This window comes from Vibrio sp. 1CM2L, assembly GCF_023161695.1.
GTDB lineage: Bacteria > Pseudomonadota > Gammaproteobacteria > Enterobacterales > Vibrionaceae > Vibrio > Vibrio coralliirubri.
Window position 1 is genome coordinate 445720 of the sequence record NZ_JALNTT010000002.1, and the last position, 24430, is coordinate 470149.

The following is a 24430-nucleotide window of genomic DNA, read 5'->3' on the forward strand; positions in this document are numbered from 1 at the left end:
AGTTATCAATAATTAAAATTTAAGTAATACAATATTATTAATATTATTAAATCTATGTCATTACCATACATTATTTGTGGTTTTGTGCGTGTGACCTCAAACAAGTTCCATTGATAATAAACCTAAGGTATGAGTGGTCTTATCAGTATTGAAGAGAGGATTAAGCGGGAGGAGTTCTGATCTAGAAGTAAGAAGTAAGGAATTAGATTCAAGATATAAAAAAGCCCCTATTGATTAGGGGCTTTGAACAAATATCATTGAGTCGCTTTCGAGCTTATAGTTGCGCTATCAAGGTTATAACTCGGCTATCAAGGTTATTGCTCAGTTTCTTCGATAAGCTCTTGAACTGGAGATGCCGGTTTGTTTTGAGCAAAACCTCGCAGGCCAACAACATGCACGTGTTCGTGATCTTTAAAGACTTTACGAACCAGTTTGTAGGTTGTGCCTTTCTCTGGGCTGATGTTCTCCGGTGCTGCAATCAGAAGTTGCATACCTAAACGGTCACACAGTTCGAACAAGGTAGAGATGGATTTCGCATCCAGACGAGCTGCTTCATCAAGGAACAACAAACGACATGGAACGATGTCCTTACTGCGAAGTCGACGAGACTCTTCTTCCCAGCTTTGAACAACCATCAGTAGGATAGACTGACCAGTACCGATCGCTTCACCCGTAGACAGTGCGCCCGATTCCGCTTGTAACCAACCATCAGAACCACGGTTAACTTCAACACTTAGCTCTAGGTAGTTACGGTAATCAAGTAGCTCTTCACCCAGAACTTGCGGAGAACGTTGACCCATGTCGATATGCGGGTTCACACGTTGGAACAACTTCGCCATCGCTTCTGAGAAGGTAAAGCGCGTTGATTCAAACAAGTCTTTGTGCTGTTCTTGCTGAGTCGCTAGACCTGATAGCAAGATCTCGTGACTTTCACGAATCTTAACGTTCAGACGTACGCCCTTAACCTGACCAAAGTAGATGTTAGACAGACCTTGGTTCAGCATTCGAATACGGTTCTGCTCGCGCTGAATCGTTTTCTTGATGATGCTTGCTACCGACTCAGAGCTGATCGCCAAGCGGTTTTCACGTTGAGTCAATTCTTCTGTTAGTCGAGCTAGCTCAACTTCCATCTCTTCGATTGCTTCAACCGGATCATCCGTATGAATGATGTCTTGGCGAATACGCTCGCGAAGGTGTTGGTAAACCGCAATGTAGAACAGAACCTTACGCTCTGGATGTGCGTTGTCTTCCGATAGACGCAGCGAGTCACGTAGGTCGTCATTGTCAGCCACAGCCAGACGTAGCGCACCCAGTGATTTATCCGACATAGAGCGAAGCTCGCCCGCCGTTAGGTAAGCCAGTTCACGCTTGTGCAAACGACGTTCAACATCATTTTCACGAGCTAAGCGAAGTACTGAGCACCAGCCAGCTTTTGCTGCAACAACGAAGGTACGAAGTTCTGTGTACTCTTTCTGAACTTTCTTAAGACGCTTAGCTAGGGCTTTCATCTCAAGTTCTGTTGACGTAATCGTACGCTCGTATTCACTCTTACGGCTGCGAGATGTGTGCAGACGCTCTTGAAGCTCGTCACGACGACGTACAGCACGCTCTTCAGCGCCTTCATCAGCGTTTACGCCAAACTCTTGTAGCTCTTGTTTGAACTCTTGAACCGTTTCTTGCTTCGCTTGATGTGAGCTCTTCAGTGCCGCCAATACTTGGTTGTATTGGTTCATCTGTTCGCGAGCTTGCTTCAAGCCATCGCGGCCTTTGGTTCTTGCTTGTTCAGCTTGAACCAATTTCGCTTTTAATTGCTCGCTCAGCTCACTGCTCTTGTTAAGCAAATCAACAGAGTCCGCGTAAGCAAAGTAGTGACGACGCTCAATCAAATCAGACAGCGCGAACACTTTGCCTTTTAGCGTTTGTAGCGCGTTATCAGCTTGACGATATTCGGCTTCCAAAGCTTCGAACTGCTCTGGGTCAGCGTCTAGTGCAGATACAATTTGCTCTAGAGAAGTAAGCGCTTTGCCGTGAGTATTCAAGTAAGACTTAGCTTCACTTAAACGCTCTAGTTGCGCTTCTAATTCAGCTAAACGCTCAGCCAATGTTTCGTCTTCTAAAATACGAACCATTGGTGCTAATTTATCTAGCGCACCGAGTGCCTGCTTGCTTTGTAGAAGCTGGCTACGTTGCTGCTGCTCTTTAGAGTTAAGCTCAGCCAGAGAACGAACAATTTGATTGCGCTTATCACGAATCGCAGTAAGTGCTTGTTCTGGGTCTGCGTTAAACGCAACGTGTAGGTGCTTCGCAACAAAGCTGTTGAATGCTTGGTATAAGCGATTCAGTTTTTGAGAGTCAAACGCTGCTTTCGCGTGGTTCTCAACGACAACATCACGCTCTTCGCGCAATTTCTCTAGGCGCTGTTCACGAGCCGCACGGCCAAACAGTGGGATCTCAGGAAAACGAGAGTAACGCATTTGGCGATCGTTCAGCTGAACACATACCGCGCCTTCAAGCTCATCGGCATTAAACGAGCTGTCATCAAACGCGTCTACATCGCCTTCTAGGATGTAAAGGTCTTCTGGACAATCATCAAGATCCACCAGCTTCTCTTTAATACCATCAAGATCCGAAACCACAATCGCGTGACGAGCTGGGCCGTACATCGCACTAAAGTACGGCGCATCACCGATCGTGATGTCATCGTAGATCTCAGAAAGCAGTACGCCACCAAGCGTATCCGCCAGGCCTTTCAGGCGAGGATCGTTAGAACCACCTGGCGAAGCTAAACGCTCAATCTCTTGCTCAAGTTCAGCTCGGCGCGTTGCCAACTGATCTTTTGCTACCGCTTGAGATTTCTCGTCTTCAAGTACTTGCTGCATTTGAGTCATTACCGCTTGGCTATCTTCTAGCTCAGCGTCTGTTTGATCTCTTAAAGCTTCAAGTGCATCATTTGCCGTGATCCACGCAGGAGCAATTGACTCAAGTTTTTGAATCTCTTGGTCGTGGTTTTGTTGTACACGACGTTGCTCACTCTTCGCTTCACGCAGTTCTTCTTGAGCGAACTCAAGGGACTCGATCTGCATAGCGTGACGTTCACGTTCTTCATCGAAAACCGCTTCATCAGTCAGTGAGATGTTGTGCTGTTTTTGGTATTCAGTCGCAAGCTCTTTTGCTTGACGCTGCTGAGCCACATCACGAGCCATGTCGCGGTGCTGAGCACGCCATTGCTGTTCGTTCTCAACAACGTGTTTTGCGTTACGGCCTTTTTCTAGAGCTTGCTTAGCGCTGCTAGACGCTTCTTTACGCTCAACGTCACCAACGATGCTTTTAACTAAAGACAGTGCTTTGTCGAACTGTGCAGAAGCTGCAGAAGACATGTCTAGTTTATGCTTAGTAGACAGTAGCGTTTGAGTGCTTGATTCTTCTTGTGCTTTTAGCTCAGAAACAAGAGTTAATGCACTTTCTGCCGTAATAGACTCATCACCAAGTAACTGTCTGGTTTTCTCTAATGCTTGAACGGCTTGCTGGTATTGCAGCGCACGAGTTTGCTGAACGTCTAACGCTTGTTGGTAATCAGCAAGCTGAGTTTTCAGGCTATCCACTTCTTCTTCGGTAATGGTTGCCTGCTCTTCAGCAAGAAGTACTCGCTCTTGAGCTTCTTCAACCACCATCATCTGCTCTTCTAGACGCTCATTAAGCTCTTCTAGATCTTCACTGTAGCGTGCAATTTTCTCTTGCTGGCGAAGTGCAGTTTGAACCAATTGAAGATGATCCGAAGCCGCTTGATAATCTTGCTCTAGTGCCGACTCTTGATCGACCAACAGCTCTAATTCTTCTTGAACACGGTTCAACAAGTTATTTTGATCATGCAAGGTTTCACGCGAACCAAACAGTTCACCACGAAACTTCATGGTTTGATCAAGCTTGTTACGACGATCGTTGGCATGGCGCATGTAATCTGCTGCCACGTAGTTCGTAGATTCAGTGATCAAGTGTTTGAACAGGTCACGGTCCGACTGAGTCGTTTTGATCGCTTCTAACGTCATACGGTTTTCGCGTAGTGCTGATTCCATGTCTTGGAATGCTTTCTTCACACCACCGTTTTGCGGTAGGAGATAATCACGCAGAGAACGCGTAATCGCACTAGAAATACCGCCGTAAAGCGATGCTTCGATCAAACGGTAGAACTTAGAACGGTCGCTGCTGTTACGCAGTTTCTTCGGTACCACACCGTATTCAAACATTTGCGAGTGGTAATCAACAATCGAAGAGAAGGCTTTGAAGTGCGCGCCTTCGTACTGTGCTACCGCGGCTTTTACGTCGTTCAACTGACATACGCGAGCATGGCTGTCGGAAACGTTCTGAATCAACACATCCGTTGGTTTCACATGGCTTGGCAGGCCTTGGATTACGAACGGTTTGATGTCTACTTTCTTGTCACGACCCGCAACTTGCTGCAGTTTTACTGCAAACAGTAGGCGTTGGTTACGAGAGTTCACCACATCCAGCGCAGCGTAACATGCGCCAGGTTGAAGCTTACCGTATAGACCTTTGTCACGAGATGACTGCGAGCTACCCGCTTCCGTTGTGTTACGGAAATGCAGAAGGCTTTGGTCAGGAATCAGCGCTGTGATGAATGCCGCCATAGTGGTCGACTTACCTGCACCGTTACCGCCAGAAAGCGTTGTAACCAATCCATCAATATCAAAAGTACGCGCAAAGAAGCCGTTCCAGTTGACCATGGTTAATGATTGATACTTACCTCTTTCAATCATGCTTCACCTTCTACTTTTGTTGGTTCGCCGTCGTTTGACTCAAGGTCAAAGTCAGCTTGATCGTTAAAAATGTCTTGTTGACCGTTTTCGTCTACGCCTGCATCTACTTCTGATACGGCTTCCGCTTGTTCTTCATTCAACAAGCTGCCTTGGTTAGGCTCTTGAGTATGCACCACAGCTTCACCATCACGGATAAGACGCAGTTGAGCTTCTTTCATATCATCGCCAACACGTACGTCAGCACCAAAACGGAATACTGCTTCGCTGATACGGAACTTGCCCGTCTCGCCAATCGCAATCAACATGCCGATACGACGTAAGCGACGTAGAGAAGTACGCACTTTTTCAAACAGCTTTTCTTTGTCTAAATCAGAACCCGACGCACGGTTTGTCGCAAGCTTCATGAGTTTTTTCTCATCCGCTAACGACATCAACTCATCAAACAGCTCTTGGTTAGTAAAGATACCTTCGTGTGCTAGACGCTCTGGACTTAGGTACAAGAAACACAGTACCTTACCAACAAGCATGTCTAGCTCAGACAAAACACTACGACCGATTAGCGACGTAGAACGCGGACGCAGGTAAAAAAAGCCTTCTGGCGCTTTCACCAGTTCCGTATTGTAGCGTTGATAGAAATGCTGAAGCTCAACTTCAAAATCAGACAGTAACGCGTGGTTATCTAAGTCTTCTGTTGAAATATGCTTACCTGAACGCAGCATGCTGTCTAGCGCAGGGAACAATGGGTTCGCTATCGCTTTTACCAGTTTCTCTGGCATGTAATCATCAGTACTTGTTAATGACATTTGCTTGTACCTTTGCACCGAAATCGTTGATTGCCTGCCAATCTGGCTGAATAGCCTGATAGTCAGATTCTGAGTAACCTAAGCGCACGGCTTGGTCGACAACAATTCTGGCTAAATCAAAATGGTGTGTGCGAGGGTGTTCAGCGAGGTAATCGCGTAGCACAAGGCCAAGATCAATTGGCGCGCCTTGCTGTTTGTGAGCTTTTAACATCTCTGCAATTCGATCTGAAAGCAGGTCATTCACTTGCTCAAATTCTTCGTACTCAACGTCGATTGGTGCTTGTCCCATCACTTCGTCATCACGAAGCACGAGCGCTTCATCACGAAGATCCGTCAGCTTCTCAGCATCGGCGTAGGTCAAAAGCCAAGGCGCATCAAAGTAGTCGGTAACCGACTGACGCAAGCGCTGGCTAAAGGCGCGGTTTTTATCCATATCAATCGCGGTACGGATGAACTTGTGAACATGGCGGTCGTAGCCGATCCATAAATCGATGGCTTGTTGGCCCCAACTGGTGATTCGGTCTAGCTTCATCTGCAAGCCGAACAGGGTTTCGCCAACGAACTCGAGTTCATCGTCACCGTAAACAATTTCTTGAATATCGAGGATCTGTGTTTGCAGTTCATCACCCGCCGCTTGCAAGGTGTCTTGCAATTCTTTCAGCGTGGAAGAGGTTTCTGAAAGCAAGGTTTCACAGTTGTTAATCGCCTCTCGCCAATCCTTGTTTAAAAGGTCGGCAATTTGCTGTTTAACGGTTTGCTGCTGCTCATCCATAACACGTTGGTTAAGATCAATCTGATCGAAAATTTCACCAACAGAATACTTAAGCACGCCGTAAACATTCTTTCTCCAATGTCCTGGCGTTCCGCCTTTTTGTGCTGCTTCAATGGCTTTTGCCATCTCGTCCGCAACCATAGAAAGCTGGATAGACAGTTTCAACTTAGAGAACTGACGGTGGCGTAAATAATAATCTGAAATACCAATCGCCAATGGTGATAAGCGATAAATACTCGCACCATCAGTGATTTCGCTGGTAAAGCGGCTAATCAACTTCTGTTTAACTAACTCGTTGATGGCATTGTTGGCACGAAACGCGGACGCTTCGCCAGTATCTTCAAACAGTCGAGTGACGATGGTAAATGCATCGTGCAGTTCACCCTCGCCCAACTCTTCATCGAACCTTTCATTGCTTAGTACTGCGATAGCAATCAAAAATGCTAAGCGCTCTGGTGGCAAGTTTAATGAAAAATCATGCTGCTTGACCCAGCCCACCAACTCATCAATTGGCTGCTCTTCGGCAGTTTGAGTCATTTCACTCATTGTGGTTCCTGTTACTGTTCTTCGTCATATCGAATGTATTAGATATGACGCCTATTTCTTTATGACGCGGGCTTCTTACGATTGCATAGCGCATGTTGTGGCTTCTTTTACCACATTCACCGCTGTTATTGCGCAGGTTTTTGAGCCCAAACGTGAATATAACGGCCTAGTGACAGATATGGCTCTTGGCGACATAGCTGTTTTTCCAGTTCCAATACATCTTCAAATTGGTAATCGCCCATGTACTCCATATTACCTATGTAGTCACTGAAAGAGCGAATGCCTGATTTACCACAGATTTCTAGACCAGCGTCTTCTATCCATTGATAAACCTCTTCCGGCTTCAAGCCTTTTTGTGGTTGCAGCTTAAACCGTTTTCGATGTGGCATCCCATTCAATACATGAGGAATGTTGCCACAAATCACATTTTTCAGGACTAATCCGTGGTGGTTGTAAAACATTATCGAGGCAACACCACCCGGTTTAACTTGTTCAAGCAATAAATCAAGCGCCTCTTTAGGATCGGCTAACCATTCCATTACGGCATGAAACATCACAAAATCGACTTTCTCATCGAGATGTTCTGCGACTTTTTGTACCGGTGAATGAATAAATCGATATTGCTCTAGCAAACCCGCTTCGCTGATACTTTCTTCTGCGAGCTTCAGCATTTCAGAAGAGAGATCACACAGAGAAACGTTATGCCCAAGCGACGCAATTTTTTGCGACATCTGTGCAAGTCCGCCTCCAGCATCAAGCACATGCAGCGGCGAAGCTGATTGCTCAAATTTGCTCAAAGCTTGTTCTAAATCTTCCCATACGATGATCTGACGGATCTCTCCTTTGTCAGAGCCGTAAATATTTTTTGCAAATTTGTGGGCAATATCGTCGAAATTACGGTCTTCAGTCACGGCTACTTGAGTTATTATGTCCTATCGTGCCTGCTATTCTGTCACAGGAATTTCAGGAATAAAGAGGCGATGTCTCTTTTTACTACTAAGTGATGTTTTTTCGGACTATTCGGATATGTTTGAGCTGAAAAAAGTAGTGTCTTCGCTATTGATGCCACTGCCAGCAATGTTAATTCTCGCTTTTCTGGGTTTAGCCCTAGTGATGTTTACTACCAAAAGGAAGACTGGTTGCCTAATCACCCTCTCAGCCCTATGTGGTATTTTCCTAATCGCTTTCCAACCAGTTTCTAGTCAACTTTTAATGCCAATGGAAAGGCAACACACCGCATTTTTACCTGTCGATGAAACCGTCGATTACGTGATGGTTCTCGGAAGTGGTCACGTCGTAGACGACCAAATTCCACCGACATCAGAACTTAGCCGCACCGGCCTGATGCGTTTAAGTGAAGGGATTCGTATTCTACGTCTTTACCCTGGTGCAAAACTCATTTTGTCTGGCTATGGCGCAGGCACTGAAGTAAGTAACGCAAGAATGATGGCTAAAGTTGCATTAGCACTTGGCGTAGCAAAGCCCGACATCATTCTGCTTGAAACAGCAAAAGACACCTGGGAAGAAGCCCGCCAAGCCGCTGCGTTCGTTAAGAATAAAAGAATGGTGTTGGTGACTTCAGCGAGCCATATGACTCGCGCACTGAACGAATTCAATGCTGCTGGAATGAAACCACTGCCGGCACCAACTAACTACCTTGCACAAGAAGGTATTGTTGAGCCTTGGAACAAGTACATGCCAAAAGCTCTTTACCTTGAGCAGACTGAGCGTTACTGGCACGAAACCATGGGATTGGTTTGGCAAAGCCTGCGTGATTGGCTAGATACAAGCAATGACCCTATTCAAGATCCTATTGTTGTTCCAGAGGCGTCCAGCCTAGTTGATGGCGGTGACGTTTCTGCAGCGCAGCCTCAATAATCAAACCGCATAAAACATTTAGGACGGTACAATTAAGTAAAAAAAGCCGAGACATCAATGATGTCTCGGCTTTTTCGTTCATATATCGTTGCTGACTAGAAGTTCACGAAGAACATTAGTCACCAGCGAACATGTAACCTTCACCGTGAACCGTCACAAAGATTTGTGGGTTCTTAGGGTCGAATTCCATTTTTGCACGCATGCGACGAATCAGTACGTCGATCGTACGGTCATTCGGTGCATCCACTCGGTGGCTGATCATATTCAGAATACGTTCGCGGCTTAATACTTGGTTAGGGTAAGAAGACAAAGCCACTAGCAGTTCGTATTCTGCTTTGGTCAGTTTCACCGGTTCGCCGTTTTTGCTTAACGCGCGACGAGGGATATCAAATGTCCACTCACCAAAACGAACCACAGACTCATCTGATGTCTCTTCTACTGCGCCCGCTGCTGTTTTACGAGCGGCAGAAATACGCCAAAGTAGGTTTTTAACTCGAACTAATAACTCGCGAAGTTCGAAGGGTTTAGTAACGTAATCGTCAGCGCCCATTTCAAGGCCAACGATTTTGTCGATGCTATCCGTGCGTCCAGTAACTAAAATAATTCCAATGTCTGATTGACTGCGTAATTCGCGAGTTAGCATCAATCCATCTTCGCCTGGTAAGTTGATGTCCAGCATAATGAGGTCAACGTTGTTTTCTTCTAACACGTTTCTCATTTGAGCGCCGCTTTCTGCTTCGCTCACTGTGTAACCCTCGTTCTGGAAGTATCCAACCAGTTTACTGCGGGTTACCACATCATCTTCTACGACTAATACGTGATAGCTCATCTACACCACTTTTCTTATTTAATAGTTTCAGTGACTATTCTATTCATAACTAGTAACAATTCTAGTGGTACAGAAGATAAAAGCCAGAAACATGGATTTTTTTTGATACAAGACAATCTTAAACCTTGCTATTTATCGTCCATCGCAATTCAATATAGGCATTACTACTAACGAGTAACTTTGCGTTTCGCAAATAACCTTGTTATTCAGCCTTGGTGTGCTTATGCCCAAGTGACTACAAGATGCATACAAGCAACATCACAAGACTAAATCAGGATCTAAGAAATGAAAGATACGAAAGCGTTCAACGAGCAAAGAGCAGAAATATACTGGTGGCTATCAAGCTTATTCGCCAAAGAGCTCACTCAAGAAGAACTCGATCACTACCACTCTGTTGAAATTCGTTCTTTCCTAACTGGTTTAGGCGAAAATGAAACACTAAAGCCAGCGATTGATAAGTTAGTGGATGCGCTGAACCGCCTACAAACACGCGAAGATGCTCAGCTAGAACTGTCTGCAGACTTTTGCGATCTTTTCTTAAAGACAGATAAACACGGTGCTCTTCCTTACGCTTCTATGTATATCGGCGAAACTGGCCTTTTGAATGATAAGCCAGCAAAAGATATGGAAGAGATCATGGCTAAGCACAACTTAGTTGTGAACCAAGATCTAAAAGAGCCAGCAGACCACATTGCTATTGAACTCGATTTCCTTGGTAACTTGATCATTCGTTCAAACGAAACGGATATTGAAGAAGAGCTAGAGAATTCATTTGCCGTTCAACAGCAGTTTATCGAACAACAACTGCTGACTTGGGTACCAAAGTTCAACGTGAAATGTCATGACGTTGATGAATTCGGTTTCTACGCTAGTGTCTCATCTTTGCTACTCGCATTCTGTCAATTAGACACTCAATATTTAGCTGGTGAATAGCTTATTGGATGACTAGGTAAATAAATTCAGTAGAATGTGACAATTCACCCGGATTTCTGGGTGAATTTTATTGCGAGTAATTTCTAGTCAGTCTAAAATTGTGACCGCAAACGATAAAATATGAAACATTCACGAAATGCTATGCTTATTAAAGTTCAGAGCATTTCGGTGTTAAGACAAGCCGCTCAATAGCGGTTTTTTGTTTTTTAGCACTTTAGTACCCAAAGAGCCCTACAAATTTAAGCTCTTAGTTAGGTAGCTTAACGGCTACTTTATTCCGTACTTTGGGAAAGTAGCTTCTAATAGGATAAAACCATGGCCACTATAAAAGATGTCGCTCGCTTAGCCGGCGTATCAACAACAACCGTTTCTCACGTAATCAATAAAACTCGCTTTGTTGCAGAAGCAACTCAAGAAAAAGTGAACAAAGCCGTAGATGAACTGAACTATGCACCAAGTGCTGTTGCTCGTAGTTTGAAGTGTAATACAACACGCACCATCGGCATGCTAGTGACTCAATCAACTAACCTATTCTTCTCTGAAGTTATCGATGGTGTTGAGAGCTACTGCTACCGTCAAGGTTACACTTTGATCCTGTGTAATACGGGCGGTATCTATGAGAAGCAACGTGACTACATTCGAATGCTTGCAGAGAAACGTGTAGATGGCATCTTAGTTATGTGTTCTGACCTAACTGAAGAACTAAGAGAGATGTTAGACCGTCACGCTGACATTCCTAAAGTTATCATGGACTGGGGCCCTGAGAGCTCTCAGGCTGATAAGATCATCGATAACTCTGAAGAAGGTGGCTACCTAGCGACCAAATACCTTATTGAACGCGGTCACTCTAAGATTGCATGTTTAAGTGGCCACTTAGACAAAGCAGCATGTGTTGAACGTATTGCCGGTTACAAGCGCGCACTCAACGAAGCAAAGATTTCTGCCGATGAAAATATGATCATCGAAGGTAACTTCGAGTGTGATACGGCTGTTCTTGCTGCAGAACAAATCGTTGAGATGGAAGATCGACCAACAGCGGTATTCTGCTTTAACGACACAATGGCACTCGGCTTAATGAGCCGCCTGCAAGAAAAAGGCATTCGCATTCCAGAAGATATCTCAGTGATCGGTTACGACAACATCGAACTGGCTGAATACTTCTCTCCGCCGCTAACGACCGTTCACCAACCAAAACGTCGTGTTGGTAAGAATGCATTCGAAATTCTATTAGAGCGCATCAAAGACAAAGACCACGAAAAACGCGTCTTCGAAATGCACCCTGAAATTGTTGAACGAAGTACAGTTAAAACGTTAAATTAATTGATAATTCGAGTTTAATTTCATCAAGCGCACCTTTAGGTGCGCTTTTTTTATCAGCAACTATAATGAACCCATATGCACAATAGAAAGATCATTAATTGAAGCAATATCACACTTTGAAATATCAACTGTGAGCTTCATTCAACAAAAACTTTATTCTATTCAATCAGTCACGCACAGGGCAAACCACTCGAAAGAGTGAGACGCAAAGCTTCCGGCCTAAACCACTCGTTGGTATGGTAGCGGGGTTACCGATGGCAAAATGCAGTAACTACTAATAATTTAGTAATTTACGGCTTATTGACAATTTAATTGCAACATTTTGCTAATCTCTCGGACCTGCTTATTTGGTGGCGTAGTTCAAATACACCGAGATAAATAACATGGATAAACCGATACTAAAGGACTCAATGAAGTTATTTGAGTCCCTAGGAAAAATAAAATCACGCTCAATGTTTGGTGGCTTCGGTCTTTTTGCTGATGACACTATGTTTGCTCTGGTTGTAAATGACCAGTTGCACATACGCGCAGACAAAGGCACAACGAAACAATTCGAACAACAAGGGTTTCAACCGTACGTCTACAAAAAACGTGGTTTCCCTGTCGTTACTAAATATTTCGCTTTACCTGAAGGCCTCTGGCAAGACCAAGAGAAAATCTTGCAGCTTGCAACCACGTCTCTAGGTTTTGCTAAAGAAGAAAAAGCTGAGCAGTCTTCTGCTAAGCCGACCCGACTCAAAGATCTGCCTAATCTTCGACTCGCTACCGAGCGTATGTTGAAAAAGGCAGGGATCGATTCTGTAGAACGTTTATATGAATCTGGCTCTGTAAACGCATTTAACGCCATCAAAGAATCGCATGCGTCTTCTGTCAGTATTGAACTACTTTGGGCGCTAGAAGGCGCGATCAATGGTACACATTGGTCTGTTATACCGCAGCAGCGTCGCGAAGAGCTTATCAATCGCGTCAATTAACATTGTCAGTGCAATCTATATACATAACTAAGCCGCATTTACTGCGGCTTTTTTTATGTCGACAAGACTAGTCTTATGTATAGCTGGACCACTGTGATCAAAAAGATGGACGGTAATAGTATTTGTAATCCACTTTAACCATCGGAATGAAGTTAATTTCTCCAGAGGAATCCATTATTTCTTTTACTTTGATGGTACCGTTTTTGATTTCAAACGAGCGTACATCTACTTTTTCAGAGGCTTGCGGTAAGATTTTGCTCAATTCATATGAGCGCTTACTGTTTATATCCATCCAGATTTTTTTTCCAGATTCGTAAGCCTGTGATTGGCTCGCCACTACATCGCCTTTAAATACTTTAGACTCAACAGCCGCACGGTGATAGACGCCCGATCCCATGGCTTGGAAAGAGAATAGGCCCGTTGTAGCAATAACCGTAATCATTGATAATAATTTCATAGCTAGCTCCTTAGTTGTCTGCCTGAATAATTATCTAAAACAATCTTCATGCCACGATTGTTACGTATATAGAACGAGCCAAGACCAAAACTCTTTCAAATTTTTGTTACTTTTTACGTGGTACAAATTATCGCTATTAAAATAATGCATACAAAACAAGTCGCTAGCAGAGAGTCACAACCTTCTAATCAACGAATCTTTTTCCACCTCTATTTCGCCAATACTTGTCGGCAAGATAAGATTAAGCAATTAGGCTAGCTGTTTACCCCAAATCCATCGTCTAGAATAAATAGTTTTTTATTAACTGGTGAAAGTTAATCTATGTTTTGCCTGTCTATCTATACTATCGGTATGCATTGAAAATTTAGAGGAAGTATCAATGAGTAAGAAAATGATATTGGGTATTGTGTTGGTCGTGACCATCGTGTTGTTAGGCATCAATTTCGGCCAATACTTAACGCTTGAAAATGCTAAGGCCCAACAAGCTGTGTTAAATGACTACATTGACAGCAACTTTATTGCGGCTGCCGCTATCTATTTTGTCGCGTATGTCATGATTACGGCTTTCTCCATTCCTGGTGCCGCTGTTGTGACCCTATTAGGGGCCGCGCTATTTGGCTTCTGGAACAGCTTGCTGCTGGTATCTTTCGCAAGTGCGATCGGTGCGACCTTAGCCTTCTTAAGTAGCCGTTACCTGTTGCGTGACTGGATTCAAACCAAGTTTGGTGACAAATTGGCGACGATTAACAAGGGGGTTGAAAAAGATGGCGCATTTTACCTGTTTTCTCTACGTCTGATTCCTGTATTCCCATTTTTCCTTATCAACCTATTGATGGGTCTAACACCGATGTCAGTGAGTCGTTACTACCTTACGAGTCAAATCGGGATGTTACCGGGGACGGCGGTTTTCTTGAATGCTGGTACTCAGCTCGCAGAAATTGATTCACTTTCGGGCATCATCTCCCCTTCAGTACTATTGTCATTTGCGTTATTGGGGATATTCCCAATAGTGGCTAAATGGTTAATGGGTAAGTTTCGCTCAGCGCCCGTAGCTGAATAATGTATATAGCAGAGTAGTTTATAATAGCTAAATAACACAGATAGCCGAATAAGGTTCTATTTCAATGAAAATCTTCAGTGCATCGAATCCAACAGAAGCTCATATCATCTGTGGATTGTTAGAAAGCGAGAATATTGCCTGTGAAGTCCGTGGTGAGGGATTGTTCGGATTGAAAGGGGAAATCCCATTCACTGAAGAAACTGACCCTTACGTATGGTTATATGAGCCAGAATTGGCCAGTAAAGCTCGCATGCTCGTAAATGACTACCAAAAGCAGCAAGATTCGATCATCTATGAAGAGTGGCGTTGTGGTGAGTGTCATGAAGTCAACGAAGCTCAATTCGGCTCTTGCTGGCAGTGCGGTGCTGCCTCACCTGAATAGCAAGGTTTCAGTGATCTGATAGAACGATTCGGTCAGATACCTCCTCCAAATAAAAACGGGAAGCTAAATTTAGCTTCCCGTTTTTATTTCAATTCGATTAAATCATCATCTTTGATTTCACGCCTAGAAAATCACTGAATTTGTTTTTGAATAAACGCAATCGAACGCTGATTAAACTCTTCAGGGTTTTCCACGTTACATACGTGTCCACAATTCGGGATTTCTACTAGCTCGCTCGACTCATGCGCTGCGACCATTTCTTTTACAGGCTTAATAAACATGTAGTCACGTTCACCCATCAAATAAAGAGTCGGTATTGGTAGCTCTCTATCTTTAAAATATTTCATCAAGGGGTTTACATCAGCCGTTAAGATAAACCAGCGCTTAAACTCTTTTTGACACAGCTTTTTAGCTTCGCGGATAAAAAGATGACGAGACTCTTTTTGGCTTTTTTGTGGCATCACAACATAAGCAAAAAGGCTGTATAACCACATGTAAGGAATGATGTGCTTACTGAGATTACCCAACTTGATTAACACTTGTGAGCGAGTGTTGAGTTTAGTCACGGCACCACCTAGTACCATTGAACGTACACGGCCAGCTGCTAGTTCTGCAACGTTACGCACAATAATCGTGCCCAAAGACATGCCAACGAAATGTGCAGAACGGATTTTGAGATGGTCTAACACTTTAAGAATATCAAGCGTCACCGATTTGAACGTATAACGATTCGAAATCAGCCCTTTTAGTATATTGTCTGATTTACCGTGCCCTCTCAGATCAATGAGAAGTAAGTTGAAATGCTGTTTATACGCTTTGATCTGCTTGAACCAGATGGAGGAACTGCCTCCTGCGCCATGCACAAATACAACCCACTCATCGCTCGTAGGGTGAGTAAATGTTTTATGAAATAGTAAACTCTCAGACATACCTATCGCTTTAATTATTGGAATGGAGCTATGCCTCATCACGAGGCGATGACTAAGGATATCACGCTATTAAGAACTTTAAGTGATAATAGTGTCAAACCTATCATTAGTCATGTGAATACCTACCTCACCTTTTCTACCTGACTAAAATGAGTTTGCAAGCTTTGTCTTCGTAAACGTGATGTGCTCTGACCAGGAAACAAAAAGGCACTCTACAATTAGAGCGCCTTCATTTATTACGAGCGGTTGTCGCTCGCCAGCTAATTTTAAAGCTAAGTCAACAAGTTAAAATGCTGAATGGTACATAGCTAGGTACTCTTTAGCCGCATCTTCCCAACTAAAATCTTGCTGCATCGCATAAAGCTGAACACGCTTAATTTCAGATGGGTTTTGTGCGTAAAGCAGTAATGAACGATGTAACACAGCCAATAACGCTTCCGGTGTTGGCTCTTCAAAAGCAAACCCAGTCGCGACTTCAGGATCCTGATCGTAATCATTCACGCTGTCTTTTAAACCTCCCACAGAACGAACAATCGGCAAAGTACCGTAAGCCATGCTGTAGATTTGGTTTAAGCCACACGGTTCAAATTCCGAAGGCATCAAGAAGAAATCAGAGCCCGCTTCAACCAAGTGCGCAAGTTCATTATTGTACGCTTCCACGAACGAGAACTTATCTGAGTGAAGGGCTGATAGCTCTTTCAATTGACTCGCCAAAACCGGATCGCCAGTACCGACAATCACGATCTGAAGATCATTTTTCAAAAACTGTTCGATGATAGGCAGTAAGTAATGAACACCTTTTTGATTCGTCAAGCGACAAACCATGCCATAAACCGCGCAATCGGCAACGGGTAAACCTACGTCTTGTTGCAGTTTTTGCTTACAAGCTGATTTTCCGCGAGCCATGCTGTGTTTGGTCGCTTTGTATTTACGAGGTAGGAAAGCATCAGTTTCCGGATTCCAAGCCCCGTAATCACACCCATTTAAAATGCCGATCAGATCAGCTGATCTGTGTTGGAATTCTGCAGCCATACCGTGGCTACCTAATTCCGTTTTCAACTCTTCTGCATAGGTAGGACTTACTGCGTTCACTTTATCCGCACACATCACGCCAGCTCTTAGCATAGTGACATGAGTGTCACTCACTGAAGCTTCAGGTACATGGTAACTGTGCATCTCTGGCAGGAATTGAAGTTCATCGTATGCGAACACACCTTTGAAAACCGCATTGTGAATCGAGATAACACTGCGCGTATTTTCAAAGAAATCGTGTTGTTGATAACGCGATTTAAGCAAGAAAGGAACGAAACCAGTATGCCAGTCATTTGCATGAATGATATCCGGTTGAAAACCAAGCTTAGGAAGCATATCAAGACAGGCTGCACTAAAGAACGAGAAGCGCTCTCCGTTATCAGCATAAGCTTGATTGTTTTCTGCATACATTTCCGGGCGGTCGAAATATTTGGCACATTCAATACCAAAAACTGGAACGCCTTCTACACTCAGTTTTTTAACTTGATAAGCCGTATGAGGCCAATGATCGAGTTCAGTCGATAAAATAACTTCTGCTGTATCAATGTTTGGAATGTTTCTATATGCGGGGATAGTCACTCGAACGTCCTGTTCGAGTGTTTGCAACGCTTTCGGCAGTGCCTTGGCTACATCAGCCAAGCCACCACTTTTAATCAAGCCTTCAACTTCAGACGCTACAAAAAGTACCGAGAGAGTCTTAGTAACCAACTCGTGCTCCTTTAGAAATCACTACAACACCATCGTCAGATACGTGGTAATGCTTTTTGTCTTCTGTCAGATTCACACCAATTTGTGTACCCGGTGCGATGTCTGCATCTTTATCAATGATAACACGGCGCAAGATACAACCTTCACCCACTTTTACGTCACCGAGTAAGATACTTTCGCTGATATCACACGCTGATGCGATATTGCTGCGGAAGCCCAATACACTTTTTTCAATACGCGAACCACGTACATAACTACCGCTACACACAAGGCTATCAATGATCTGAATTCGACCATTTGCCGAATCAGTAAACGTAGCTGGTGGTAGTGGCGGGTAATAAGTGTGTAGAGGCCATTTACGGTTGTATAGCGAGAATGGCGCATCTTTCTTAAGAAGGTCCATGTGCGCTTGCCAGTACGCGTCAATCGTACCTACATCGCGCCAGTAAACTTCTTCTTTCTCACCAGTAATACGGTTGGTGCTGAAATCATAAACAAACACATCACCACGTGGGAACATATTTGGAATAATGTCTTTGCCGAAATCGTGTGTCGAACCTTCTCTATCAGCATCTTCCGTTAGTTCAGCAAAAAGCTCTTTCGCTTCGAACACGTAGTTGCCCATTGAAACAAGCGCTGATTCTGGATCGCCCGGGATCGACTTCGGATTTGCAGGTTTCTCTTCAAAGCCAATCATACGGCCGTCAGCATCAACCTCAATAACACCGAATTCTGATGCTTCAGCAAGCGGCATGCGCAATGCTGATACTGTTAGAGCCGCTTTCTTCTCTTTATGGAAATCAAGCATCTGTTTGATGTCCATCTTATAGATATGGTCTGAACCAAAAATACATACTTGATCAGGTTCTTCCAACTCCATAAAGCCCATGTTTTGGTAGATAGCATCTGCTGTGCCTTCATACCAACGCTTTCCTTTACGCATTTGCGCAGGAATTGGGTCGATAAAACGGTCTGTTATGCCACTGATATTCCAGCCTTTTTTCATATGGTGGAACAGTGACTGTGACTTAAATTGTGTTAATACGTAGATCTTCATTAGATCAGCATTAACGAAGTTGTTCAAAGCGAAATCAATTAAGCGGTAACTACCACCGAAAGGAACCGAGGGTTTGCTGCGAGATTCAGTTAAAGGTCTTAAGCGAGAGCCTTCACCACCAGCAAGAATCATTCCCAATACACCAGCCATTTTATTCTCCATATATCTATAGCTTGTCGATGTTAGTACTCGTAGAGGTATCTTCCTCTGGGGGATGAGCACCAACACTTATTTCGGTATTTAGCGAATATCCATTCACATATAGTGACAATATCCTAAGCCAAACGTTGTTATGTGTGCACTATTCTTTGCACTTGGTTTTATATACGTTATCGACTTTTCGGCCGAATTCAATTTTTAATACGCCATTCTGTGGTACGTAAGCTGATTGCTTTCCTAAGACTTAAAGCAGCTCACACTACACCGTCCAGACGAAACATTACATTAACACCCGACACACATCAGGTATACAACTAAACGCTGATCTGTGAGTTACAATATTTTAATTAAGTTACATTCTCGTTAAAGTTGCATAAGAAGATCTGATTAATTGCCGTCATTTATTTTACGATGTGAATTTAATAAATTCTCGCAGACGAAACACAAAATCAACAAGTTGCATATTTAGTCATATAGAGACCAAAAAAAAGCAGCCATTAGGCTGCTTTTTCATCAATAACGTTCAGTTACTTCTCTTTAGGCTTTTTACGCTTATCCGTAACTTCCCACTTACCGTCGATGTACAACGCAGTCCAACCGGACGGTTTTCCATCTACTTCAGTACGCACGTAGTTTTCTTTGGTCTTACGACTAAAACGAACCACTGCCGGCTTACCATCAGGGTCAGCAACTGGCGCTGATGCTAGGTATTGGAACTTAGGTGAGATACGGTCTTTAAAACGAACCAACTCTTCCACTAATGGTGCACGTGTTTCACGTGATTTAGGGAAGTTGCTCGCAGCCATAAATAGACCAGAAGCACCATCACGAAGAACAAAGTACGCGTCTGAATTTTCACATGGAAGTTCAGGGAAATGTACCGGGTCTTCTTTCGGTGGCGCAACTTCGCCATTTTTCAGAATCTTACGAGTGTTCTTACAGTCTTCACTCGTACAATCCATGTATTTACCAAAACGACCGTTCTTCAGAACCATGTCAGAACCACACTTGTCACACTCAACAAGTGGACCATCGTAGCCTTTCACTTTAAATTCGCCGTGCTCAACCACATAACCTTCACAGTTCGGGTTGTTACCACATACGTGCATCTTACGCTTATCATCAATCAGATAAGCATCCATTGCCGTTTCACAAATAGGACAACGCTTTTTAGCTCGAAGTGCTGCTGTTTCAACGTCTTCTTCAAGCACGTTGATAATGCCTTCTTCATCACCAAGGTTGATTGTTGTCTTACAACGCTCTTTTGGTGGAAGTGCGTAACCAGAACAACCAAGGAATACGCCTGTCGAAGCAGTACGAATACCCATTTTACGGCTACAAGTCGGACACTCAATATCGGTTTCCACGATATGATTTGGCTTCATGCCACCAGCGTCTTCGTCTAAATCTGCTTTTTCCAAATCGCCAGTAAAGTCTTCGAAGAAGTTATCTAGCACGCCTTTCCAGCTTGCTTCGCCTTCTGCGATTTGGTCCAACTTCTGCTCCATACGAGCAGTGAAGTCGTAGTTCATTAGGTCGTTGAAGCTGCCGTCTAGACGGTCAGTAACAATTTCACCCATCTTCTCAGCATAGAAACGACGCTGTTCAACTTTTACATAACCACGATCTTGAATCGTCGAGATGATAGATGCGTATGTTGAAGGACGACCAATACCACGCTTCTCAAGCTCTTTAACTAGCGCCGCTTCAGTGAAACGAGCCGGTGGCTTAGTGAAGTGCTGTTTAGGGTCTAGCGCGATCAGATCAAGCTTATCGCCGATCTGAACTGCTGGAAGGATCGTATCTTCGTTCTTACCCATTGGACGCTGAACACGAGTCCAACCATCAAATTTAAGGATACGACCTTTCGCTTTTAACGTGTACTCATCGGCTTTAACGCTTACTGTCGTTGAATCGTATTGAGCTGGCGTCATTTGACACGCTACGAATTGATTCCAAATTAGCGAGTAAAGCTTGTGTGCGTCTGCGTCTACGCCGTTTAGATCTTCCGACTTAACATCTACACTTGAAGGACGAATCGCTTCGTGGGCCTCTTGAGCGCCCTCTTTGCTGCCGTATACAAGTGCTTTAGGTGGAAGGTATTGCGCGCCGTACTCCGAACCAATGTATTCACGAGCGGCTTCTACCGCTTCTGAGCTCAAGTTGGTTGAGTCAGTACGCATATAAGTGATGTAACCCGCTTCATACAGGCGTTGAGCCAGCATCATGGTTTTCTTTACGCCGTAACCAAGACGCGTACTCGCCGCTTGTTGCAGTGTCGACGTGATGTAAGGTGCAGACGGCTTACTCTTGGTTGGGCGGTCTTCACGTTTACATACTTCGTATTGCGCTTTTTCTAAAACGCTAACAGCAGCTTGTGTTTGCGCTTCATTTTCAGGTTTAAACGCAACACCGTCTTTCTGTGCTACTTGCAGTCTAAAGTCGGTTTTCTCTGCTGTTTTAGTATCAGCATGCACATCCCAGAACTCTTCAGGGATAAAGGCGTTGATCTCGCGCTCACGCTCTACCAGTAGTTTTACCGCTACTGATTGAACACGGCCAGCGGACAGGCCTCGTGCTACTTTTTTCCAAAGCAGAGGTGACACCATAAAGCCAACAACACGGTCCATAAAACGTCGTGCTTGTTGTGCGTTTACGCCATCAATATTTAGCTCACCTGGAGTTTCGAAAGCTTGTTGAATAGCATTCTTGGTGATTTCGTTAAAAACCACTCGCTTGTATCGCGTTTCATCGCCACCGATGATCTCACGAAGGTGCCATGCGATAGCTTCTCCTTCGCGGTCCAAATCGGTTGCGAGATAAACATGGTCTGCGTTCTCAGCCAGTTTTTGCAATTCAGCGACGACTTTCTCTTTACCAGGTAGGATTTGGTAGTTCGCTTCCCACTCTTTATACGGGTTGATACCCATCTTTTTGATCAGAGCTTTGCGATCTTTTTCTTTCTTGATACGAGCTTTGTCTTCTGGGCTCATACCCTTGGTTGAAACTGCAGCAGCCTTTTGACCAGTACTTTGACCCGCCGTTGGTAAATCACGTACGTGACCTACACTCGACTTAACGACAAAGTCTTTGCCAAGATATTTATTGATAGTTTTAGCCTTGGCTGGCGACTCCACTATAACGAGCGATTTACCCATATTGACTCTAACGTCCTTAATCACGATGCTTCAGCACCAACAATTTAGCTTGTGGGCTTTTACGCATGATATTCTAAATTCATTGCTTCTTTTTTTACTATTGTGCGAGATTACTAGAAGATCAACCGCTTTTTTCAAAATTGGATCTGATCGCTCGACAATTCGACGACTCATAGATAAAAGGGTCACAATATAAAGAAGCTATAAAGTACTCACTAAGAATACTTGCAAGAGCCTATTCATCAGGCATTACGTCTAAACGGGCTCATACTAAGCTTGTCCGCGAATCTAACGCGAGCCCCATTCAATTATTTTTGCCGTAAATCACAAAATAAATTGTGGATGTTTGAAAAGACTCTCTTAATCGGTTGTGAAATCATTGAATTTCTAGTTCGACACCATAAACTCAACGTTATATTCAGTTATCAGAGATAAACTCATGACAAAGAAAGTAATAGCAGAATTTGATTTACTGCTTATCGCAAACCAAATTATCCAATCACATGATGACTACATTGAAGGCATGCGCGCAAACAGCGTAGTAGAAAAAGACGATGTACTCGTCTTCAAAGGTGAATACTTCTTAGACAGCAATGGAATGCCGACCGAGAATACAACCGCGGTATTTAACATGTTTAAATACTTAGCGCACCACCTTTCGAAAGAATTTACAATTCAGCAATAATTAAAAAGCTTGCCACTTAGGCAAGCTTTTTTGTTCCTAAACCTCTACATACTAAACATTTTAAAGACTTAGCATTTTCAGCTTGTCGAAGTAATCAGGGAATGTCTTTGACGTACAACCTGGATCATTAATCGTCACAGGCGTATCGCTCAAGGCAACCAACGAGAAACACATCGCCATACGGTGATCATCGTAAGTATCAATCGCCGCATGAGTCAGTTCAGCCACAGGGGTAACAATGATATAATCTTCACCCTCTTCCACTTCAGCGCCGACTTTACGTAGTTCTGTTGCCATTGCAGCCAAGCGGTCTGTCTCTTTCACACGCCAGTTGTAGACATTACGGATTGCCGTTGTGCCTTTCGCAAACAATGCGGTTGTCGCAATAGTCATCGCAGCATCTGGGATATGGTTATAGTCCATATCAATGCCTTTCAGCTCGCCACAACGAGAGATAACGTAGTCGTCACCCCATTCGATTTCCGCACCCATTTTCTCAAGCGCATCAGCGAATTGGATATCACCTTGGATACTGTTTTTACCAATACCAGTGACCTTAATCTCACCACCTTTGATAGCAGCGGCTGCAAGGAAATATGACGCAGATGATGCATCACCTTCAACCAAGAAGTCACCCGGTGCCGAGTAAGATTGCCCGGTAGGAATCACAAACTCTTGGTAATCGTTATTGATCACGTCCACACCAAATTGCTTCATGATGTGCAGCGTAATATCGATGTAAGGTTTAGAAACCAATTCACCATCAATTTTAATGGTCACTTCACCTTCAGCTAAAGGCGCAGCCATCAAAAATGCCGTCAAGAATTGACTAGAGATCGAACCGTCGATAGAAACCGTACCGCTCTTCAGACCGGTACCTGTGATCTTCAATGGCGGGTAGTTTTCGTTCTCTAAGTATTCAACGTCGGCACCGGCTTCTCGCAGTGCCGTTACTAAGTGACCAATTGGGCGCTCTTTCATGCGCGGCTCACCAGTAAGAACGTATTCACCGCGACCTAAACATAGTGCAGCCGCCAGCGGACGCATCGCCGTACCCGCGTTACCTAAGAAAAGCTCTAGGGCTTTGTCACTTGAGAATGCACCACCAACACCTGTCACTTCACAAACGGTTTTGTCTGCAGACAACTGATAATCAACACCTAACTGCGTCAATGCATTCAACATATGACGAATATCATCACTGTCTAGCAAGTTTGTTAGGCGAGTGGTTCCAGTAGAAAGTGCAGCCAAAAGAAGTGCACGGTTGGAAACGCTTTTTGAACCAGGTAGGTTAACTTCCCCGTTCACTTTTTGAATTGGTTGTAACGTAAGGCTTTCCATTAAATCTTATAGTCCTTGTACCACCCGAAGTCACTGGCGCGTATTTATTTTCGGGTGATGAATAATTCTTCGTACTTGCAGACTAACGAACTTTTCCAACGAACTCCAGAGCTAATCCAACCCAAACCGGTGATTAATTAGCCAACCAATCGTATTTATAGACTAGTACACGAGATCAACTCGAACACCATCTGAAAAATAGAGAATTCGTACATCATCGCCTCGGTTGAACAGCATCGAGTTATCGACATCTTGGATAATGTTGACCAACTTGTCGTCTTTGGTTTTGACCAATAACTCGACCAGTTTGTACTCTACTTTATATTGTGTGTTACCTCGGTTACGAGCAATACCCGCGCCCGCTACTGCACCGACAGCTGTCGCCACTTCTTTACCGGTGCCGCCGCCAAACTGATTACCAATCAAGCCACCAATCGCCGCGCCTAACAAGGTTTCCCAACCATTCGCTTTCGACTCAACGATCTCTTGCTGAGTGATGTATCTGACCGTATCAATCTCACCATAAACCACCTCGTTTACTGGTCGAGCTTGGTTTCTGTTGTAAGCTGCATTTGCCAACATGGGCAAAACAAGTAAAATCCAAAGCAACTTCTTCATGGTAAAACTCCTAA

19 protein-coding genes and 1 riboswitch are annotated in these 24430 nt (G+C 44.0%); of the genes, 7 read left to right on the forward strand and 12 right to left on the reverse strand.

Annotated elements, in window-relative coordinates:
* Positions 1 to 314: 314 nt before the first annotated feature.
* From mukB to cmoM, 4 genes are all read right to left on the reverse strand, one after another.
* Positions 315 to 4775 (reverse strand): chromosome partition protein MukB, encoded by a 4461-nt coding sequence (gene mukB / locus MSG34_RS07140; protein ID WP_248336855.1) that lies wholly within the window; start codon positions 4773 to 4775, stop codon positions 315 to 317.
* Positions 4772 to 5578, reverse strand: a complete 807-nt coding sequence (mukE, locus tag MSG34_RS07145) for a chromosome partition protein MukE (RefSeq protein ID WP_048664682.1) — start codon at positions 5576 to 5578, stop codon at positions 4772 to 4774. The genes mukB and mukE overlap by 4 nt, the downstream gene beginning before the upstream one ends.
* Positions 5559 to 6896 carry a chromosome partition protein MukF gene (gene mukF / locus MSG34_RS07150; protein ID WP_102432933.1) on the reverse strand — a complete coding sequence of 446 codons (1338 nt, stop codon included), beginning with the start codon at positions 6894 to 6896 and terminating at the stop codon, positions 5559 to 5561. The genes mukE and mukF overlap by 20 nt, the downstream gene beginning before the upstream one ends.
* Positions 6897 to 7021: 125 nt before the next feature.
* A complete protein-coding gene (gene cmoM, locus MSG34_RS07155; protein WP_017063509.1) occupies positions 7022 to 7807 on the reverse strand; it encodes a tRNA uridine 5-oxyacetic acid(34) methyltransferase CmoM in 786 nt (261 codons plus the stop codon).
* A 115-nt stretch (positions 7808 to 7922) separates the two neighbouring features.
* On the opposite strand from cmoM, the gene elyC reads away from it, so the two are divergent.
* Entirely contained in the window at positions 7923 to 8774 is an 852-nt protein-coding gene (gene elyC / locus MSG34_RS07160) for an envelope biogenesis factor ElyC (RefSeq protein WP_048659667.1), read from the forward strand.
* Between the two features lie 115 nt (positions 8775 to 8889).
* Here elyC and torR read toward each other — a convergent pair whose 3' ends face one another.
* Entirely contained in the window at positions 8890 to 9603 is a 714-nt protein-coding gene (gene torR, locus MSG34_RS07165; protein WP_017067841.1) for a two-component system response regulator TorR, read from the reverse strand.
* A gap of 285 nt (positions 9604 to 9888) precedes the next feature.
* Between torR and torD the strand changes: the two genes are divergently transcribed.
* From torD to MSG34_RS07180, 3 genes are all read left to right on the forward strand, one after another.
* On the forward strand, positions 9889 to 10536 hold the full coding sequence (gene torD / locus MSG34_RS07170; protein WP_019820999.1) for a molecular chaperone TorD: 648 nt from the start codon (positions 9889 to 9891) through the stop codon (positions 10534 to 10536).
* A gap of 315 nt (positions 10537 to 10851) precedes the next feature.
* Entirely contained in the window at positions 10852 to 11856 is a 1005-nt protein-coding gene (gene purR / locus MSG34_RS07175; protein WP_017062096.1) for an HTH-type transcriptional repressor PurR, read from the forward strand.
* A gap of 170 nt (positions 11857 to 12026) precedes the next feature.
* Positions 12027 to 12112, forward strand: a riboswitch (cyclic di-GMP riboswitch).
* Positions 12113 to 12239: 127 nt separating this feature from the next.
* Positions 12240 to 12830 carry a TfoX/Sxy family DNA transformation protein gene (locus MSG34_RS07180; RefSeq protein WP_019820997.1) on the forward strand — a complete coding sequence of 197 codons (591 nt, stop codon included), beginning with the start codon at positions 12240 to 12242 and terminating at the stop codon, positions 12828 to 12830.
* A gap of 97 nt (positions 12831 to 12927) precedes the next feature.
* Here MSG34_RS07180 and MSG34_RS07185 read toward each other — a convergent pair whose 3' ends face one another.
* Complete coding sequence (locus tag MSG34_RS07185) at positions 12928 to 13287, reverse strand: DUF3316 domain-containing protein (protein WP_017067843.1); 360 nt, start codon at positions 13285 to 13287, stop codon at positions 12928 to 12930.
* Positions 13288 to 13666: 379 nt separating this feature from the next.
* On the opposite strand from MSG34_RS07185, the gene MSG34_RS07190 reads away from it, so the two are divergent.
* Together MSG34_RS07190 and MSG34_RS07195 are read left to right on the forward strand one after the other, a co-directional pair.
* Positions 13667 to 14347, forward strand: a complete 681-nt coding sequence (locus tag MSG34_RS07190) for a TVP38/TMEM64 family protein (RefSeq protein ID WP_248336857.1) — start codon at positions 13667 to 13669, stop codon at positions 14345 to 14347.
* A gap of 64 nt (positions 14348 to 14411) precedes the next feature.
* Positions 14412 to 14729 (forward strand): DUF2007 domain-containing protein, encoded by a 318-nt coding sequence (locus MSG34_RS07195; RefSeq protein ID WP_017062099.1) that lies wholly within the window; start codon positions 14412 to 14414, stop codon positions 14727 to 14729.
* Positions 14730 to 14860: 131 nt separating this feature from the next.
* Here MSG34_RS07195 and MSG34_RS07200 read toward each other — a convergent pair whose 3' ends face one another.
* The 4 genes from MSG34_RS07200 to topA all read right to left on the reverse strand — a co-directional run bounded on the left by MSG34_RS07200 (position 14861) and on the right by topA (position 21772).
* Positions 14861 to 15658, reverse strand: a complete 798-nt coding sequence (locus tag MSG34_RS07200) for an alpha/beta hydrolase (protein ID WP_017062100.1) — start codon at positions 15656 to 15658, stop codon at positions 14861 to 14863.
* A 285-nt stretch (positions 15659 to 15943) separates the two neighbouring features.
* Positions 15944 to 17398, reverse strand: a complete 1455-nt coding sequence (gene glgA, locus MSG34_RS07205) for a glycogen synthase GlgA (protein WP_248336859.1) — start codon at positions 17396 to 17398, stop codon at positions 15944 to 15946.
* Entirely contained in the window at positions 17388 to 18617 is a 1230-nt protein-coding gene (glgC, locus tag MSG34_RS07210; RefSeq protein WP_080582251.1) for a glucose-1-phosphate adenylyltransferase, read from the reverse strand. The genes glgA and glgC overlap by 11 nt, the downstream gene beginning before the upstream one ends.
* 524 nt (positions 18618 to 19141) lie before the next feature.
* Positions 19142 to 21772: a type I DNA topoisomerase gene (topA, locus tag MSG34_RS07215; protein ID WP_248336861.1), complete on the reverse strand. Its 2631-nt coding sequence runs from the start codon at positions 21770 to 21772 to the stop codon at positions 19142 to 19144.
* A gap of 439 nt (positions 21773 to 22211) precedes the next feature.
* On the opposite strand from topA, the gene MSG34_RS07220 reads away from it, so the two are divergent.
* Positions 22212 to 22457 carry a YciN family protein gene (locus MSG34_RS07220; RefSeq protein WP_017062104.1) on the forward strand — a complete coding sequence of 82 codons (246 nt, stop codon included), beginning with the start codon at positions 22212 to 22214 and terminating at the stop codon, positions 22455 to 22457.
* 60 nt (positions 22458 to 22517) lie between these two features.
* Here the strand turns inward: MSG34_RS07220 and aroA are convergent, their stop codons facing one another.
* Positions 22518 to 23798 (reverse strand): 3-phosphoshikimate 1-carboxyvinyltransferase, encoded by a 1281-nt coding sequence (aroA, locus tag MSG34_RS07225; RefSeq protein ID WP_122081766.1) that lies wholly within the window; start codon positions 23796 to 23798, stop codon positions 22518 to 22520.
* A gap of 162 nt (positions 23799 to 23960) precedes the next feature.
* Positions 23961 to 24416 carry a glycine zipper 2TM domain-containing protein gene (locus tag MSG34_RS07230; RefSeq protein WP_004736438.1) on the reverse strand — a complete coding sequence of 152 codons (456 nt, stop codon included), beginning with the start codon at positions 24414 to 24416 and terminating at the stop codon, positions 23961 to 23963.
* Between the last annotated feature and the right edge of the window lie 14 nt (positions 24417 to 24430).

What these genes read in the sequence shown, in the direction of transcription:
- mukB (WP_248336855.1), bottom strand. Translation starts at nt 4,775, where the DNA reads ATGATTGAAAGAGGTAAGTATCAATCATTAACCATGGTCAACTGGAAC.
- mukE (WP_048664682.1), bottom strand. Translation starts at nt 5,578, where the DNA reads ATGTCATTAACAAGTACTGATGATTACATGCCAGAGAAACTGGTAAAA.
- mukF (WP_102432933.1), bottom strand. Translation starts at nt 6,896, where the DNA reads ATGAGTGAAATGACTCAAACTGCCGAAGAGCAGCCAATTGATGAGTTG.
- elyC (WP_048659667.1), top strand. Translation starts at nt 7,923, where the DNA reads ATGTTTGAGCTGAAAAAAGTAGTGTCTTCGCTATTGATGCCACTGCCA.
- torR (WP_017067841.1), bottom strand. Translation starts at nt 9,603, where the DNA reads ATGAGCTATCACGTATTAGTCGTAGAAGATGATGTGGTAACCCGCAGT.
- torD (WP_019820999.1), top strand. Translation starts at nt 9,889, where the DNA reads ATGAAAGATACGAAAGCGTTCAACGAGCAAAGAGCAGAAATATACTGG.
- purR (WP_017062096.1), top strand. Translation starts at nt 10,852, where the DNA reads ATGGCCACTATAAAAGATGTCGCTCGCTTAGCCGGCGTATCAACAACA.
- MSG34_RS07180 (WP_019820997.1), top strand. Translation starts at nt 12,240, where the DNA reads ATGGATAAACCGATACTAAAGGACTCAATGAAGTTATTTGAGTCCCTA.
- MSG34_RS07185 (WP_017067843.1), bottom strand. Translation starts at nt 13,287, where the DNA reads ATGAAATTATTATCAATGATTACGGTTATTGCTACAACGGGCCTATTC.
- MSG34_RS07190 (WP_248336857.1), top strand. Translation starts at nt 13,667, where the DNA reads ATGAGTAAGAAAATGATATTGGGTATTGTGTTGGTCGTGACCATCGTG.
- MSG34_RS07195 (WP_017062099.1), top strand. Translation starts at nt 14,412, where the DNA reads ATGAAAATCTTCAGTGCATCGAATCCAACAGAAGCTCATATCATCTGT.
- MSG34_RS07200 (WP_017062100.1), bottom strand. Translation starts at nt 15,658, where the DNA reads ATGTCTGAGAGTTTACTATTTCATAAAACATTTACTCACCCTACGAGC.
- glgC (WP_080582251.1), bottom strand. Translation starts at nt 18,617, where the DNA reads ATGGAGAATAAAATGGCTGGTGTATTGGGAATGATTCTTGCTGGTGGT.
- topA (WP_248336861.1), bottom strand. Translation starts at nt 21,772, where the DNA reads ATGGGTAAATCGCTCGTTATAGTGGAGTCGCCAGCCAAGGCTAAAACT.
- MSG34_RS07220 (WP_017062104.1), top strand. Translation starts at nt 22,212, where the DNA reads ATGACAAAGAAAGTAATAGCAGAATTTGATTTACTGCTTATCGCAAAC.
- aroA (WP_122081766.1), bottom strand. Translation starts at nt 23,798, where the DNA reads ATGGAAAGCCTTACGTTACAACCAATTCAAAAAGTGAACGGGGAAGTT.
- MSG34_RS07230 (WP_004736438.1), bottom strand. Translation starts at nt 24,416, where the DNA reads ATGAAGAAGTTGCTTTGGATTTTACTTGTTTTGCCCATGTTGGCAAAT.